We start from the raw sequence: 14447 nt of genomic DNA, 5'->3' as shown, positions 1-14447 counted from the left end.
GCGAGAAGGGTTAAAAAATGACTTGACAGTCATGTCATCTATTGGGAGAGTTTGTCTGTGAGCAAGTCATCTGTCAATACCCCGTCCACGCCGGCGACGGCCGACACCCTGACCGCGCGTGGTCGCAAGACGCGTGACGCACTCCTCGACGCCGCACAGAAGGTGTTCGAGACGGTCGGATTCCTCGACACCAGGGTCGAACACATCGCCCAGGAGGCGAAGGTCTCCTACGGCACCTTCTACCGCTATTTCGAGTCGAAAGACGACGTGTTCCGGGAGCTGAGCACGCGACTGTTCGAGGACATGCACCGCCGGGAGCCGACCGATACGGATTTGTCTCCGGCGGAGAAGCTGATCGCCTCCAACCGCTCGTACTATCAGGCCTATCGCCGAAACGCCCGACTGATGGCGATCGTCGAACAGGTCGCGACGTTCAACGCCGAGTTCCGCGAACTCCGACACGAGCACCGTCGTCAGTTGATCGACCGGACCTCCCGCGCCATCGCACGCTGGCAGCAGGACGGCCTGGTGACGGCCACCCTCGACCCGGTACTGGCCGCCCGCGCCATGGCCGCCATGGTCGACCACACCCTGTACCTGTGGTTGATCCAGGGCGACGAGGCCGACGAGGCGGCTCTGCTCGACACCCTCGACCAGATGTGCCTCGGCGCACTCGGGCTGAACCGGGATTGAGCACCGAATTTTTCATCCCTTCTCATCCCCCAAAGGCAAGCACCATGACAACGCATGCGCCGCCCTCGACCGCCACTGATGAGATCCCCCCGGGCGCACTCGACGGCCTGCGGGTACTCGAACTGGGCACCTTGATCGCCGGCCCCTACTGCGGACGACTGCTCGGAGACATGGGGGCCGACATCATCAAGATCGAGGCCCCGGATCGTCCTGACCCACTGCGGGATTGGGGGCAGGCAGAGGGTGGACACCAGTACTTCTGGTCCGTGCACGCCCGCAACAAGCGATGCGTCAATCTCGACCTGCGAACCGAAGCAGGACGGCAGATCTTCCTCGACCTCGTCGCCACCGCCGACGTCGTCGTCGAGAGCTTCCGGCCCGGAACCCTCGAACGCTGGGGCGTCGGCTACGACGTCCTGCGGGAGATCAACCGGAGGCTGGTCTTGGCACGGGTCTCCGGATACGGCCAGACCGGGCCGTACGCCGGCCGTCCCGGATACGCCTCGGTCGCCGAAGGCATCAGCGGATTGCGCCACCTCAACGGGTTTCCCGGACAGGCGCCGCCGCGGCTCGCCCTCTCCCTCGGAGACAGCCTCGCCGGGATGTTCGCCTTCCAGGGTGTCCTCGCGGCACTGATCGCGCGCGAGCGCACCGGACGGGGACAGATCGTCGACGCCGCGCTCACCGAGGCAGCCCTGGCAATCCAGGAATCCACCGTTCCGGACTACCACAAGACCGGGCACGTCCGGCAGCCCTCCGGCACCCGACTCGATCGCGTCGCACCGTCCAATCTGTACCGGACGCAGGACGGACTGTGGGTGATCATCGCGGCCAACCAGGACACCCTGTTCGCGCGCCTCGCTGCCGCGATGGGTCGTCCGGAGCTGGCCACCGACATCCGCTACGCCACCCACACGGCGCGCGGTGATCACCAGGACGAACTCGACGCGCTCATCGCGGAGTGGGCGGCCGGCTTCCCGGCCACTGACCTGATCGAACTGTTGACCAAGTTCGAGGTGGTCACCGGACCGGTCAACACCGTTGCCGAGGTACTGGCCGACCCGCAGTTCAACGCACGCGAGATTTTCGTCGACCATGTCGACCCGTCCGTCGGGCCCGGAGACGAAGGATTCGACCCGGAACCGGTGAAGGGAGTCGGGGTCATCCCGAAACTCAGCGAGACCGCGGGCGGGGTCCGCTGGGGCGGGCCAAGCAGACCGGGAACCCACACCGACGAGGTCCTCACCGAGCTCCTCGGTTACGACGCCGAACGGCTCGCCGCGCTGCGCGATCAGGGCACGATCTCATGACCGAGACCCCACCGAGGGTCGACATCCGCGAGGTCGGACCCCGCGATGGACTGCAGATCGAGAACCCCATTCCCACCGAGGCCAAGCTGAAGCTGATCGACGCACTCGCGGCCACCGGCGTCGGGCGCATCGAGGTCACGTCCTTCGTCTCCCCCCGAGCCGTCCCGGCATTGGCCGACGCCGAGGCCGTCGCCGCCCACCTCCGCCGCTGGCCGCAGGTGACGTTCTCGGCGCTGGTGGCCGGTCTCGGCGGGGTGAAGCGGGCACTCACGGCCGGCGTGTCCCGCCTCGAGTACGTCGTGTCCGCCTCCGACGGGCACAACCGAGCCAACGTCGGCCGCAGCAGCGAGGAGTCGATCGCGCTGATCGCCCCCGTCGCCGAACTGGTCCACCAGGCCGGCGGCCATCTCGAAGTGATCATCGCCATCGCCTTCGATTGTCCGTTCGACGGCCCGACCCCACCGGATCGGGTGGCCGAAATCGCTCGCCGTGCAATTCTTTCGGGCGCGGACGCCCTGTCGGTCGCCGACACCATCGGTACCGCGACACCGGTGCGCACCACCGACGTGCTCACCCGGGTACGCGCCGCCGCCCCCGACATCGATCTCGGCCTGCACCTGCACAACACCCGCGGTCAGGGCCTCGCCAATGCATGGGCGGCGTACACCGTGGGCATCCGCCAATTCGACGCCTCCGTCGGTGGCCTCGGTGGTTGCCCTTTCGCGCCCGGCGCCAGCGGCAACATCGCCACCGAGGAACTGGTCTACATGTTCGAAGATGGTGGCATCACCACCGGCATCGACATCGACAAGGAACTCGTCGCCGCTCGACTGGCTGAGCGCCTGCTCCACAAATCCCTCGCCAGCGGACTGCTCCAGGCCGGAGGCCTACCGGTACCGGCCGGCACCGCCTGCAATTGACCACCTCGCTGCCGCCACCAGGACGGACGACCCGCTTCGCCGCCCACAGCGGTAGCACCGCACGGAAGTGACGAATGATCATGAACGACTTGGCCGATCGCTTCTTCGCCGCCGTCAGTGACGGCGACGAGACGACGCTGACCGAACTTTATGCACCTGACGCACGGATCTGGCACAACGACGACGGGCGCGAGCAGACGGTCACCGAGAACCTGCGCGTGCTGCGCTGGCTCTCACGCACCCTCGACGACCTGCGCTATGAGGACATCCGCCGGCACGAGTTGCCGGACGGCTTCGCTCAGCAGCACGTACTGCGCGCCACGTTGCCCGGGCACGGGCTGCTGGAGGTGCCGGCGAGCCTGTTCGTCCGCGTCGTCGGCGGCCGGATCACCCGCATCGACGAATACGTCGACTCCGCCGCCACCCAGCCTCTGCGCACGCTGGCCGCCCACCCACGGGAGCACTGACATGACCGACACCCGTTCCGACGTTCCCCTCGCCGAACTGTGCGCGCGGATGCGCTCGTTCATCGACGAGGCCGTCATCCCCGCCGAACCCGTCCTGGTGAACGAGGACGGGGCCGCGCACGAGGCACTCGCCGAATTGCGCGAGCGAGCCAAGGGACTCGGCCTGTGGGCGCTCGGCCACCCCGCCGAACTCGGGGGCGGTGGCGTCCCCTTCCTCGACTTCGTCTACCTCAACGAGATCATCGGACGGTCGGAATTCGGCCAGATGGCCGTCGGCTCGGTCTCCATGCAGGACACGCTGATGCTGCACAAACACGGCACCCCCGAGCAGAAGCAGAGATGGATACCCCCGATGGTCGCCGGCGACCTGCTCCCCTCGGTCGGTCTGACCGAGCCGGAAGTGGCCGGCTCGGATCCCACTCTGGTCGCCACGCGTGCCGAGCTCGACGACGACACCTGGGTGATCAACGGGCACAAGTGGTTCACCACCGGAGTCCAGGACGCGGGCTACTGTTCGGTCTTCGCCCGGACCGAACCCGACACCACCCCGCGGCACGAGCGCATCAGTGCGATCATCGTGCCGACCGACACCCCCGGGTTCGAGATCGTCCGCTCGATCCCCACGATGGGGCACAATCCGAGTGATCACTACGAGGTCCTGCTCACCGACGTCCGTGTTCCGGCCTCCGCCCTCCTCGGCGAGCGCGGCAAGGGTTTCGCGGTGGCCCAGGACCGGCTCGGCCCTGGGCGGATCTTCCATTGCATGCGGTGGCTCGGGCAGGCGCAGCGGGCATACGAGCTGATGTGTGACCGCGCGAACACCCGCTTCACCCACGGTTCCCTGCTCGCCGAAAAGGGCGAAGTGCACCGCTACATCGCTGAATCCGCCGCCCAGATCCACGCCGCCCGGCTCATGACGCTCGATGCCGCCCGAGCGATGGACGCCGGAGAGGATGCCCGGGTACGCATCGGGTTGGTGAAGTTCTGGGGTGCCCGCATGCTGCACGACGTCGTCGACCGTGCCATCCAGATCCACGGAGCCCTCGGTCTGACCGCCGATACCCCGCTCGAACGGATGTACCGGCAGGCGCGGTACGCACGAATCTACGACGGACCCGACGAAGTTCACCGCATGTCCACCGCCCGTCGGTTGCTGCGCGATCCGGAGGCCGCCCCGTGGCGATGACTCACGCCCCCGTCACCCTCGAAGACGGCGTCCGCGCCGTTCTGACTGCCGCCTACGGAACAGGGACGACCGTCGGGGAACCCCGGCAACTCACCGGCGGTGCCAGCCGGCAGGTGTGGGCCGTCGACGCCGAGAGCCCGGACGGGCGTCCTCTTCCGGTGGTGCTGCGCCGCGACCCTCCCGGGCACGGCGACGTCGCCCGGATGCGTACGGAGGTGGCGTGCCTGCGGGCCACCGCCTCCGCCGGGGTCCCGGTGCCCGCGGTCCTCGCTTCCGGCGACACCGCGCCCGGCATCGACGCTCCGTACCTGCTCATGGACAAGGTCGAGGGAGAAGCACTCCCCCGGCGGCTGCAGCGGGATCCGGCGTTCGAGGCGGTGCGCCGCCACCTCGCCGTGGACATGGGTTACGTGCTCGGCCGGATCCACCTTACTCCCCTGGACACTCTCGACATGCTCGACGCCACCGACCCGGTGGACGCGATCGAGGCCGTCTACCGCGACCTGAACGATCCCCGTCCGGCGGTCGAGGCGGGCCTGCGGTGGTTGCGCGACCACCGCCCGACCGATCGCCCGCATGCATTGGTACACGGCGACTTCCGGATCGGAAACCTTCTCGTCGACGGAACCGGCATCCGCGGGGTGCTCGACTGGGAACTCGCCCACCTCGGTAATCCCGTCGAGGACCTCGGCTGGCTGTGTGTGCGGGCCTGGCGGTTCGGTGCGCCCGCGCCGGTCGCCGGCATCGGCACCCGCGAACAGCTCCTCGACGGCTACGAGAAGGCCACCGGGACACGCCCCTCGGTGTCCGAACTGCACTGGTGGGAAGCCTTCGGAACGCTGAGATGGTTGGTACTGAGCAGGTTTCAGGCCGAACGTCACTTCGGTGGGGCGGAGCCGTCCCTGGAGTTGGCGGCAATCGGACGGCGGGTCTGCGAATCCGAGTACGACTTGCTCGATGTGCTGGGTTTGCTCGACGACTCCGTGCCTACTCCACCGCCCACCCCGCCCGGACCCACCGTGCACGGGCGGCCCAGCGTCACCGAGATCGTCGATCTGGTCACCGACACGCTGGCGACCGACATCGGCCCCACCCTCGAGGGCACGCACGAACGGCAGCGGTATCTCCTGCGGATCTGCGTCAACCTGCTGCGCACCGCGGGACGCGAACTCGACGCCGGGAACGGCATCGATTCCGTTCTCGGTGACGCCCTCGGTGCACTCGGGTGCGCCTCCGAGGCCGAGCTCGCCGCCCGGCTGCGCGAGGGAGCGGTGGACTGTTCGAACGACGAAGTGCGCCGGGCGATCTCGATTGCGGTGCTGGCCCGTCTGCGTGTGGCCGCTCCCCGGCACCTGAACCGATAGAACGCGAACAACAGGCAGTGCCCGGCGGATCCGTCCGCCGGGCACTGCCTGTTTTCGACGAAGCCGATGTCGGTCGTCAGTGGGAGACTGCCAGTTCCCGTGGATCCTCGTCGGCCGTCGTCGCCGGCCGGGTGTGTCGACGGGTTCCGGGAATCCTGCTCACCAGCGGCCCCAGCGCCCATCGGACCAGGCTGATCACCCCGTACGGGAGGACGAAGATGAAGACGATCAGCGCCGCCCCATAGGTCATACCCGCCGCCGATTGATTGATCTCCGCTGTCCACTGCGGCACGTACTGCACGAAGAACGCACCGAACACGACGCCAGGAACGGTGCCGAGGCCGCCGATGACGATCATGGTGATGAAGGCGATCGCCAACGGCAGCCCGAATGCCTCGGGGCCGACATACTGGACCACGAAGCTGTACAGCACGCCGCCCACACCGGCGAGGGCCGCGCTGAGCGCGAACACCGTCGTCTTCGTGCGGGTGGCCGGGACACCGAGGGTGGTGGCCACGGCTTCGTATTCTCGGATTCCGATCAGTGATCGCCCGATCCGGCCCGTGGAGAGCCGTCGCACGACGAGGTAGGCGATCAGCGCCACCGCCAGGCACAGGTAGTACACCCACTGGTCGCGTTCGAGCCCGCTGAATCCGGGCGGTTCGGCGCCGGCGATGTTGATTCCCGCCTGCCCGTCGGTGACGTGTTCGAACCGCTTGATCACCGCGGGGGTCACCAGCGCCAGACCCAGCGTGGCAAGCGCCAACTGGAGTCCGTACAGGCGAAGGGCGGGCAGACCGAACAGGTACCCGATGACGTAGCAGACCGCGAACGCGATCGGAAGGAGCAGCAGGTACGGGACGCCGTGGTTCTCGACCAGCACCGCGCTGAGGTAGGCGCCGACGGCGAAGAAGAAGCCGTGGCCGAGCGAGATCTGACCGGTGTTGCCGGTCAGCAGGTTCAGCCCCAACCCGACCACCACGTACACCAGCACCATGGAGCGGTCGAAGTTGACGTACGGCGCCGACACCAGCGGTGCCACCGCCGCTACGAGGACCACCAGTGCGACTGTGGCCCTTGCCAGCCACCGCGGTGGTTCGAGTTCGGCGCGGGGCCGGCGAAGCAGTTCGATAATTCTCATACCCGGGCCACCTTCCGCGCACCGAACAGGCCCTCGGGTTTGAGGAGCAGCACCCCGAGGATGAGGGCCAACGCCACGGCCTGTTTGAAATCGTGTCCGATCCAGGAAACGTAGGTTCCGGCAAGATTTTCCGCGACACCTACGCACAACCCGCCGACAAGAGCGCCGACCGGGCTGTCGAGGCCGCCGAGGACGGCGGCGGCGAATGCGTAGATCAGCGAGGCGACGAGCATGTTCGGTTGCAGGAACAGTTGCGGCGCCGCGAGGGTGGCGGCGAGGGCCCCGACGGCCGCGGCGAGGCCCCAGCCGATCATCAGCATGCGGCCGACGGGGACCCCGATCAGTTGCGCGGAGTCGGGGTTGGCGGCCGCCGCCCGCATCGCCAATCCGACCTTGGTGCGTTGGAACAGGACGAACAGCAGCGCCGCGACCACGCTGACGGCGCCGACGATCACCAGTGACTGCTGGGAGACCGCGACCGGACCGAGGGTGAGCACCCGTCCGGCGGCGATCGCCGGGAACTCCTTGCTCTGCACACCCCAGATCCACCCTGCGGCACTGTTGAGTACCAGCATCAGGCCGAGTGTGATGATGACCAACGGCATGTGGTTCGGTGAGGACGCCAGCGGCCGGATCAGTACTCGTTCGGCGGCGGCGCCACCGATGAAGGCCACCACCATCGAGCCGAGGACAGCGAGGAGCAGTGGCGCACCCCACTGGTGGAACTGCCACGCGAAGAAAGCCGAGAACATCGCCATCTCGCCCTGCGCGAAGTTGACGATCCCGGAGGCTCGGTAGACCAGGACGATGCTCAACGCGAACGCGCCGTACAGTGCGCCCCACGTGAGCCCGTCCACCAACTGTTGAAGAAATACATCCATGACCACTCTCCTGTGCTCAGTAGCCGAGGTAGGCGCGTCGCACCGACTCGTCGTGGGCCAATCCGGCGGCGGCGCGTTGGGTGACGACACGACCTGCGTCGACGAGCACCGCGGACGTCCCGATGTCGAGGGCCAGATGCGCGTTCTGTTCGACGACGAGGATCGTCGTGTCGGTTTCCTCGCTGATCCGGCCGAGCACGCGAAATACCTCCTGGGTGATGCGTGGTGCCAGGCCGAGGGACGGCTCGTCGAGGAGCAGCAACCGCGGGCCTGCCACGAGGGCCCGGGCGATCGCGAGCATCTGTTGTTCACCGCCGCTGAGCCCGCCCGCCTGTTGCCGACGTCGTTCCCGTAGCCGCGGGAAGAAGTCGTACCAGTGCTCGATCGCCCGGTCGGTGGCGGCGACCGAAGTGGTGTATCCACCGACGCGGAGGTTTTCCTCCACCGTCAGATCTCCGAACGTGCCTCGTCCCTGGGGGACGTGGGCCACGCCGAGTCGGGCGATCCGGTCGGTGCGCATGCCGGTGACGTCGCGGCCGTCGAGGGTGATGCGCCCTGTGGTACGCACCAACTGGCAGATCGATCGCAGAATGGTGGTCTTCCCGGCGCCGTTCGCGCCGAGTACCACGGTCACCTGCCCTGCCGGCACCTGGAAGTCGATGCCGTGCAGCACTTCCGCGCGCCCGTACCGGGCATGCAGGTTTTCGACGGTGAGCATGTTCATGCGGCACCGCCCAGGTATGCCTCGATGACCTCGGGATGGGCAGCGACCTCGGCCGGTTCGCCCTCGGTGACCTTCTGCCCGAAGTTCAGCACCACCACGCGGTCGGAGATCGACATCACCATGGCCATGTGGTGCTCGACGAGCAGCACCGAGAATCCCCGTTCGTCGCGCAGGCGTCGGACCGTGTCGGCGAGTTCGAGGACCTCCTCGTGGATCAGGCCGTTCGCCGGTTCGTCGAGCATCAGAAGTCGGGGTCGTTGCATCAGTGCGCGTGCGAGCTCGACCCGTTTGAGCGTGCCGTAGGGCAGGTTGCCTGCCAGTTCGCGGCCGACGTGCTCGAGATTCATCGATTCGAGCAGCGCCCAGGCCTCCTGCTGTTCGTCGGCCTCCTCCCGGCGGGTGCGCGGCAGTCCCAACGCGGTGGCGAGGAAACCTGCCCGGGTGCGTGAGTACGCCCCGGTAAGGATGTTGTCGAGCACCGAGAGCGTCGGGAACAAGCCGATGTTCTGGAACGTGCGCGCGATTCCGGCGTCGGCGACAGCGTCCGCCGACAGCGCGAGCAGATCGGTGGACCCGAAGGTGATCTGTCCCGAATCCGGTTGGTACAGCCTGCTGATGCAGTTGAACAAGGTGGTCTTCCCGGCGCCGTTCGGGCCGATCAGCCCGACGATCTGTCCGGGCTCGATCGTGAACGACGGTCCATCGAGGGCGACGACTCCGCCGAACCGCAGGCGAACGTCGCTCACCTGCAGCGCGGGCACATCCGGGGGCCCGGCGCTCATCGGTCGGTGCTGCGGGTGACCACAGCGTCGTAGTGCCAGCTGCCATCGCGGAAGGTCATCGGAGCCATCGAGGTGATCGCGTACGGGTAGTCCGCGCTGGTATCGAAGGTGACGCCGTCGATGGACAGGTCCGTGGTGACTCCGTGCAGGTTCTGGACGGAGTCGAGCAGATCGGCGCGGGTGCACCCCTTCATCTGTTCGAGGGCGGCGACCAGCAGCTGAGCTGTGTTGTACCCGGTCGCCGCGATGGTGTCGGTGGACTTGATCGCATCGGCGTGCCGCTCGGCGAATGCCCGCCAGTTGCGCATGCCCGGTCGCTGGTCGTGGTCGGTGCTGCTGGCGTCGTAGATCCAGGAGAAGGAGTGCACATCTTCGGCGGCGTCGAGACCGGCCGGGGCCAGGACGAAGTTGGTGTCGGTGGCACCGGAGTAGATGTAGGTCTCCGGCTTCCAGCTCAGCTCGTGAGTTTTCTTCAGGGACTGTGTCACGAAGCTGGCGGTGGCGAAGTTGACGAACACGTCGGCCCCGGAGTTCGCGAGGTTGACGACCTGGGAATCCACGGACGGTGTGGTCTGTTCAAACGACTGCTGCGCGACGATTCGCGCACCGCTGCCGTCGAGGGCGGATGTCAAGGCCGCGAGGCTGCCGTTGCCCATGCTGTCGTTCGGATACAGCACCCCGACTTTCGCTTGCGGGTGATCTCGCAGGATCTGCTCGGCGCGCTCGGCGACCTCCCAGCCGGTCTGCGGGTTGACCGCACCGGCGACCACGGGCCGTGTGTCGAGGGTGGCGAGCAGTTCGTCGGTGCCGGTCATGGGGAACACCAGCGGGACGTTCTTCTGCGCGAGATAGTCGACGACGGCGAGGGTCGACGCGGTGCCGATCAGGTTCTGGATCGCGAACACCTGCTGCTGTTCGACCAGCGACCGGACGTTGCCGACCGTGCGCGCCGGGTCGTACCCGTCGTCGAGTGCGGTGTAGACGATCTTGCGGGACTTGCCATCACCCATGGCGACGCCGCCCGTAGCGTTCAACTCGTCGAACAGGGCCGATGCCGCGGTCGCCTGAGGCCCGGCGATCGATTGCACCAAGCTGGTGCCGAAATGGATCTCGGTGTCGGTGATGCCCGGGTCGCAGTCACCTGCGGCGGTCGCAGTGTCGCGGCCCGAGCATGCGCTCAGGGACGCGGTGGCGCACAGGGCTGTCAGGCCCACGGCGAGGATGCGTTTCATGGTCGCTCCATGGTGGAAGGCGTGGAAGCCCGAAGTAAGTCGGGCTCAGGTATTTTCGGCAGGGCGCAGCGACGGCGACCGGGAGTCGTCGCCGCCGTGCGCTGTGTGGGGCCTAGACAGTTACGTGAGAGAAGCGTTCACGCAGGTCTCGTTTGAGGACTTTTCCGGTGACGTTCCTGGGCAGGGTGTCGATGAAGACGACCCGCCGGGGTACTTGGAATCCGCCGAGTTGCTCTCGGCAGGTGGTGATGATGTCGTCGGCGGTGGCGGTGGCGCCTTCACGGAGAACGACGACCGCACAGACTAGCTCTCCCCAGGTCTCGTCCTCGACGCCGATCGCCGCGGCCTCGGCGACGGCGGGGTGACGGTAGAGAGCCTGCTCGACGGTCAGAGACGCGACATTCTCCCCGCCGCTGATGATCAGATCCTTCTTTCTGTCGATGATGTAGACGAAGCCCTCGTCGTCTCGGCGGACCAGGTCGCCGGTGTGGAACCATCCGTCGGTGAATGCGGAGGCGGTCGCGTCCTCGTCGTGCCAGTAGCCGGTCATCACCTGGTCGCCGCGGATCACCATCTCCCCCACCTGACCGGTGGGCACGTCGCGCATCGTGTCGTCGACGATGCGGATGTCGACCAGGCGCATGGGTTTGCCTGCGGCGGAGAGTAGTTCGCTCTCACCACTTGCGGCACGCCGGTGCGCGTCGTAGTCGAGGTGCAGCACGTTGCCGGCGAGCTCCGTCATGCCCATGCCCTGGTAGAAGTCGCAGCGGAGGCGTTCGAGCCCCTGACGCAGTACCGGGGCTGGGATTGCCGACGAGCCGTAGCCGATTGCCTGTAGGGAGCTGAGGTCGTGGTCGTCGAGCGCGGGATCCTGGAGCAGAAAGTTGATCATGGTCGGTGCCAGGCCCGTCTGCGTGACCTGCCACCGTTCCACGAGACTCAGGAACGTCGCATTGTCGTACGTGCGGAGAATGCCGACGGTGCAGCCCATCAGGTGGTTGAGCAACGTCACGTACCCGCCGACGTGGCACAGCGGGAAGCAGAACAGGAAGACCGTGTCCTCCGGCAGTGCCCACTGCAGCGCCGACGACGTGATCCCGCTGACCAGGTTGCGATGACTGATCATCACACCTTTCGGCGTGCCGGTGGTGCCCGACGTGTACACCAGCCACGCAATGTCGTCCGGTGCCGGCCGCACCGCCGGCGCCGGCGCCGGCCCGTCGCCCACGAACTCGTCCCAGCCGAGGGTTCCCGGGGCGGTTCCGATGGAGACCACGGTGTGCACGGACGGGATTCGATCGCGAATCTGTGCGATAGTGCCGGCGAACTCCGCGGCCATGATCAGCACGGTCGCACCGGAGTGCTCGATCAGCACGGCGATCTGGTCGGGATGCAAGCGGAAGTTGAGGATGGTCAAGGCCATCCCGGCCATCGGCACACCGTAGTAGCAGTCGAAGTATTCGGTGCAGTTCGTGGACAAGATTGCGACCCGGTCCCCCGGAGCCGCGACGCCGAGCAACGCGCCTGCAAGCCTTCTGCTGCGGTCACACAGCTCGGAGTAGGTCACTGCCTCGTCCTCGAATCGCACCGCGATCCGGCCGGGATGTTTGCGCGCGCCGTACTCGACGATGTCGCTGACCAGCATTCAGTTTCTCCTAGGTACTGGTGAGGTGGCGGTGGAATCGGTGCTCACCGGATCGCGAGGGGGTTGATCGGCGATCCCACACCGCGAGTGAACTGTAGGGGCGGTCCGGCGTAGAAGAAGTCGTAGATGCCGTCGGCAGCGCAGGAGGCGGACAGCTCCTCGAAGTCGAGCAACTCGGCAAGGGTCATGCCCATGTCCCGGATGAGCACCATGTGAAGCTCGAACAACGCCCCGGGGTTCTCACCGGGCATCACCTCGACCGCCCAGTTGTCCGAGCCCACCACCGCGACGTCGCGCTCGCGCAACCAGGACGCGCACGACAGACTCAGACCCGGTTCACCGGCCATGAAACCCGCCGGGTCGTGATCGGCGAGAAACTTTGCGCGCCAACCTGTGCGGATCATCACGATGTCGCCCGAACCGATCTCGACGTTCTGAGCGGCGGCGACGGCGTCGAGTTCGTCCGGAGTGATAGCGGTCCCGGCCTCGAGCCAGTCCACACCGCGCGCCCGGGCCACGTCGAGCAGTACGCCGCGCCCGGCGATCCCCTTCGCCTGAGTATGAATTCCGCACTTGTCGGCACCCTTGACGGTGACGCCGGATCCCGGATGCCCGTTGTAGAGCTGATCGTCGTAGTGCACATGGGACAGCGAGTCGTACTGCGAGCCCGCCTGCAGCGGCATGAAGACATAGTCGTCGGCCCATTTGAAGCCGCCGGGAAGCACCTGCTCCTGCCCGTTCTCGGCCATCAGCCGGATCGGATTGATCCGATTGCCTCCCGGCTGCGGCCCGTCACCGTCGAGTGGGATGCCCAGTTCGAAGATCGTGCCGGTCCGAATCAACGCTGCGGCGGCCGCGACACACTCGGGCGTGATGAGGTTCGTGGTCCCCCGCTCGTCGTCGACGCCCCAGCGACCCCAGTTGCTCACCTGTCGGCCCAGCTCTCGCATATCGGATACGGACGTGGTCATCCTGCCTCCTCGGCAATCGAACAAAGTATGACGTGACAGTCATGTCAACTATGCGAATTGTGACCTCCAGCACCCCCGGTGTCAACACCGGAACTACGGAAGGGTCCGAGCCTGCCGGCCATGGAAACACGATGCGAGGAAGATGAGCTCATGGATGTGCCCCACCGTGTCGGCGTGCTCGTGTTCGACGGCGTGAAGATGCTCGACGTCGCCGGTCCATCCGAGGTCTTCACGGAGGCCAATCGACTCGGCGCCACGTACGAGTTGGTGCTGTGCTCTGTCGGGGCGGTCGACGTGACCGCGTCCACCGGGATGCGGATTTCCGTCGATGCCGATGCCGCGGACACAGGTCATCTGTCAACCGCGCTGGTGATGGGCGGCGATATTTTTCCGTCGACGCCGGTGAGCCCGGAACTCGCCGGTGCGGCCACCACACTGGCCGGCGATGCCGACCGGATGGCCTCGATCTGCACTGGTGCGTTCATCCTGGCAGCGGCAGGGCTCCTCGACGGCCGGCGCGCGACCACCCACTGGCAGCACGCCGCTACCCTTGCGCGCGGGTATCCCCGGATCACCGTGGAACCCGACGCCATCTTCGTCGAGGACGGCACCATCTTCTCCTCGGCAGGGGTCACAGCCGGCATCGACTTGGCCCTGGCTCTCGTCGAACGCGATCACGGCACCGAACTGGCACGAGCGGTAGCCCAGTCGCTCGTGGTGTTCCTGCAGCGACCCGGCGGTCAGTCTCAGTTCTCCCCCAGCTTGCGCGGGCCGCGGCCCCGCACCGGACAGCTCCGCAAGGTGGTCGATGCCGTGGCCGCAGACCCCACCGGTGACCACTCCATCACCCGACTCGCCGCGCGCGCCAACGTCAGCCCCCGGCATCTCACCAGGCTGTTCCAGGACGAGCTGGGCACCACCCCGGCCAAGTACGTGGAGCTGATCCGATTCGACACCGCCAAAGCCATGCTGGATGCAGGACACACGGTGACTTCCGCGGCTCAGCGCAGCGGGTTCGGCAGCCCGGAGACCTTACGACGCAGTTTCATCCAGCATCTCGGTGTGTCGCCCCGGGCGTATCGGCAGCGATTCCACTCCACCCAGCGCTGAAAGCAGCCGCCAGGGCATGTC

Annotated in this window: 14 protein-coding genes; 7 read left to right on the top strand and 7 right to left on the bottom strand. The window is 66.9% G+C overall.

Going from position 1 to position 14447, the window contains the following annotated elements:
- Positions 1 to 57 precede the first annotated feature (57 nt).
- The 6 genes from OYT95_RS37525 to OYT95_RS37500 all read left to right on the top strand — a co-directional run bounded on the left by OYT95_RS37525 (position 58) and on the right by OYT95_RS37500 (position 5940).
- Complete coding sequence (locus OYT95_RS37525) at positions 58 to 693, top strand: TetR/AcrR family transcriptional regulator (RefSeq protein WP_112298309.1); 636 nt, start codon at positions 58 to 60, stop codon at positions 691 to 693.
- Positions 694 to 737: 44 nt separating this feature from the next.
- Positions 738 to 2003: a CaiB/BaiF CoA transferase family protein gene (locus tag OYT95_RS37520; protein WP_112298310.1), complete on the top strand. Its 1266-nt coding sequence runs from the start codon at positions 738 to 740 to the stop codon at positions 2001 to 2003.
- Positions 2000 to 2923: a hydroxymethylglutaryl-CoA lyase gene (locus tag OYT95_RS37515; protein WP_268790486.1), complete on the top strand. Its 924-nt coding sequence runs from the start codon at positions 2000 to 2002 to the stop codon at positions 2921 to 2923. The genes OYT95_RS37520 and OYT95_RS37515 overlap by 4 nt, the downstream gene beginning before the upstream one ends.
- Positions 2924 to 2997: 74 nt before the next feature.
- On the top strand, positions 2998 to 3390 hold the full coding sequence (locus OYT95_RS37510; protein WP_235214351.1) for a nuclear transport factor 2 family protein: 393 nt from the start codon (positions 2998 to 3000) through the stop codon (positions 3388 to 3390).
- Position 3391: 1 nt separating this feature from the next.
- Positions 3392 to 4576: an acyl-CoA dehydrogenase family protein gene (locus tag OYT95_RS37505; protein ID WP_112298312.1), complete on the top strand. Its 1185-nt coding sequence runs from the start codon at positions 3392 to 3394 to the stop codon at positions 4574 to 4576.
- Positions 4573 to 5940: a phosphotransferase family protein gene (locus OYT95_RS37500; RefSeq protein ID WP_268792317.1), complete on the top strand. Its 1368-nt coding sequence runs from the start codon at positions 4573 to 4575 to the stop codon at positions 5938 to 5940. The genes OYT95_RS37505 and OYT95_RS37500 overlap by 4 nt, the downstream gene beginning before the upstream one ends.
- 76 nt (positions 5941 to 6016) lie before the next feature.
- Here the strand turns inward: OYT95_RS37500 and OYT95_RS37495 are convergent, their stop codons facing one another.
- The 7 genes from OYT95_RS37495 to OYT95_RS37465 form a co-directional block, all read right to left on the bottom strand.
- On the bottom strand, positions 6017 to 7081 hold the full coding sequence (locus tag OYT95_RS37495; RefSeq protein WP_268790485.1) for a branched-chain amino acid ABC transporter permease: 1065 nt from the start codon (positions 7079 to 7081) through the stop codon (positions 6017 to 6019).
- Positions 7078 to 7962, bottom strand: a complete 885-nt coding sequence (locus tag OYT95_RS37490) for a branched-chain amino acid ABC transporter permease (RefSeq protein ID WP_112298314.1) — start codon at positions 7960 to 7962, stop codon at positions 7078 to 7080. Before OYT95_RS37490 ends, OYT95_RS37495 begins: the two co-directional genes overlap by 4 nt.
- Positions 7963 to 7978: 16 nt before the next feature.
- On the bottom strand, positions 7979 to 8686 hold the full coding sequence (locus OYT95_RS37485) for an ABC transporter ATP-binding protein (protein WP_112298315.1): 708 nt from the start codon (positions 8684 to 8686) through the stop codon (positions 7979 to 7981).
- A complete protein-coding gene (locus OYT95_RS37480) occupies positions 8683 to 9468 on the bottom strand; it encodes an ABC transporter ATP-binding protein (RefSeq protein WP_112298316.1) in 786 nt (261 codons plus the stop codon). The genes OYT95_RS37485 and OYT95_RS37480 overlap by 4 nt, the downstream gene beginning before the upstream one ends.
- Complete coding sequence (locus OYT95_RS37475; protein WP_268790484.1) at positions 9465 to 10700, bottom strand: ABC transporter substrate-binding protein; 1236 nt, start codon at positions 10698 to 10700, stop codon at positions 9465 to 9467. Before OYT95_RS37475 ends, OYT95_RS37480 begins: the two co-directional genes overlap by 4 nt.
- A gap of 112 nt (positions 10701 to 10812) precedes the next feature.
- Entirely contained in the window at positions 10813 to 12345 is a 1533-nt protein-coding gene (locus OYT95_RS37470; protein ID WP_268790483.1) for an acyl-CoA synthetase, read from the bottom strand.
- A 44-nt stretch (positions 12346 to 12389) separates the two neighbouring features.
- Complete coding sequence (locus OYT95_RS37465; RefSeq protein WP_128638482.1) at positions 12390 to 13316, bottom strand: cyclase family protein; 927 nt, start codon at positions 13314 to 13316, stop codon at positions 12390 to 12392.
- A 150-nt stretch (positions 13317 to 13466) separates the two neighbouring features.
- Between OYT95_RS37465 and OYT95_RS37460 the strand changes: the two genes are divergently transcribed.
- Positions 13467 to 14426, top strand: a complete 960-nt coding sequence (locus OYT95_RS37460; RefSeq protein WP_268790482.1) for a GlxA family transcriptional regulator — start codon at positions 13467 to 13469, stop codon at positions 14424 to 14426.
- The last annotated feature ends 21 nt before the right edge of the window (positions 14427 to 14447 follow it).

The organism is Rhodococcus sp. JS3073 (assembly GCF_026810085.1).
GTDB lineage: Bacteria > Actinomycetota > Actinomycetes > Mycobacteriales > Mycobacteriaceae > Rhodococcus_F > Rhodococcus_F wratislaviensis.
The sequence above is the reverse complement of the archived record's forward strand: the minus strand, read 5'-3'. Positions and strand labels throughout refer to the sequence as shown.

What these genes read in the sequence shown, in the direction of transcription:
- OYT95_RS37515 (WP_268790486.1), top strand. Translation starts at nt 2,000, where the DNA reads ATGACCGAGACCCCACCGAGGGTCGACATCCGCGAGGTCGGACCCCGC.
- OYT95_RS37485 (WP_112298315.1), bottom strand. Translation starts at nt 8,686, where the DNA reads ATGAACATGCTCACCGTCGAAAACCTGCATGCCCGGTACGGGCGCGCG.
- OYT95_RS37475 (WP_268790484.1), bottom strand. Translation starts at nt 10,700, where the DNA reads ATGAAACGCATCCTCGCCGTGGGCCTGACAGCCCTGTGCGCCACCGCG.
- OYT95_RS37490 (WP_112298314.1), bottom strand. Translation starts at nt 7,962, where the DNA reads ATGGATGTATTTCTTCAACAGTTGGTGGACGGGCTCACGTGGGGCGCA.
- OYT95_RS37510 (WP_235214351.1), top strand. Translation starts at nt 2,998, where the DNA reads ATGATCATGAACGACTTGGCCGATCGCTTCTTCGCCGCCGTCAGTGAC.
- OYT95_RS37460 (WP_268790482.1), top strand. Translation starts at nt 13,467, where the DNA reads ATGGATGTGCCCCACCGTGTCGGCGTGCTCGTGTTCGACGGCGTGAAG.
- OYT95_RS37470 (WP_268790483.1), bottom strand. Translation starts at nt 12,345, where the DNA reads ATGCTGGTCAGCGACATCGTCGAGTACGGCGCGCGCAAACATCCCGGC.
- OYT95_RS37495 (WP_268790485.1), bottom strand. Translation starts at nt 7,081, where the DNA reads ATGAGAATTATCGAACTGCTTCGCCGGCCCCGCGCCGAACTCGAACCA.
- OYT95_RS37505 (WP_112298312.1), top strand. Translation starts at nt 3,392, where the DNA reads ATGACCGACACCCGTTCCGACGTTCCCCTCGCCGAACTGTGCGCGCGG.
- OYT95_RS37520 (WP_112298310.1), top strand. Translation starts at nt 738, where the DNA reads ATGACAACGCATGCGCCGCCCTCGACCGCCACTGATGAGATCCCCCCG.
- OYT95_RS37500 (WP_268792317.1), top strand. Translation starts at nt 4,573, where the DNA reads ATGACTCACGCCCCCGTCACCCTCGAAGACGGCGTCCGCGCCGTTCTG.
- OYT95_RS37465 (WP_128638482.1), bottom strand. Translation starts at nt 13,316, where the DNA reads ATGACCACGTCCGTATCCGATATGCGAGAGCTGGGCCGACAGGTGAGC.
- OYT95_RS37480 (WP_112298316.1), bottom strand. Translation starts at nt 9,468, where the DNA reads ATGAGCGCCGGGCCCCCGGATGTGCCCGCGCTGCAGGTGAGCGACGTT.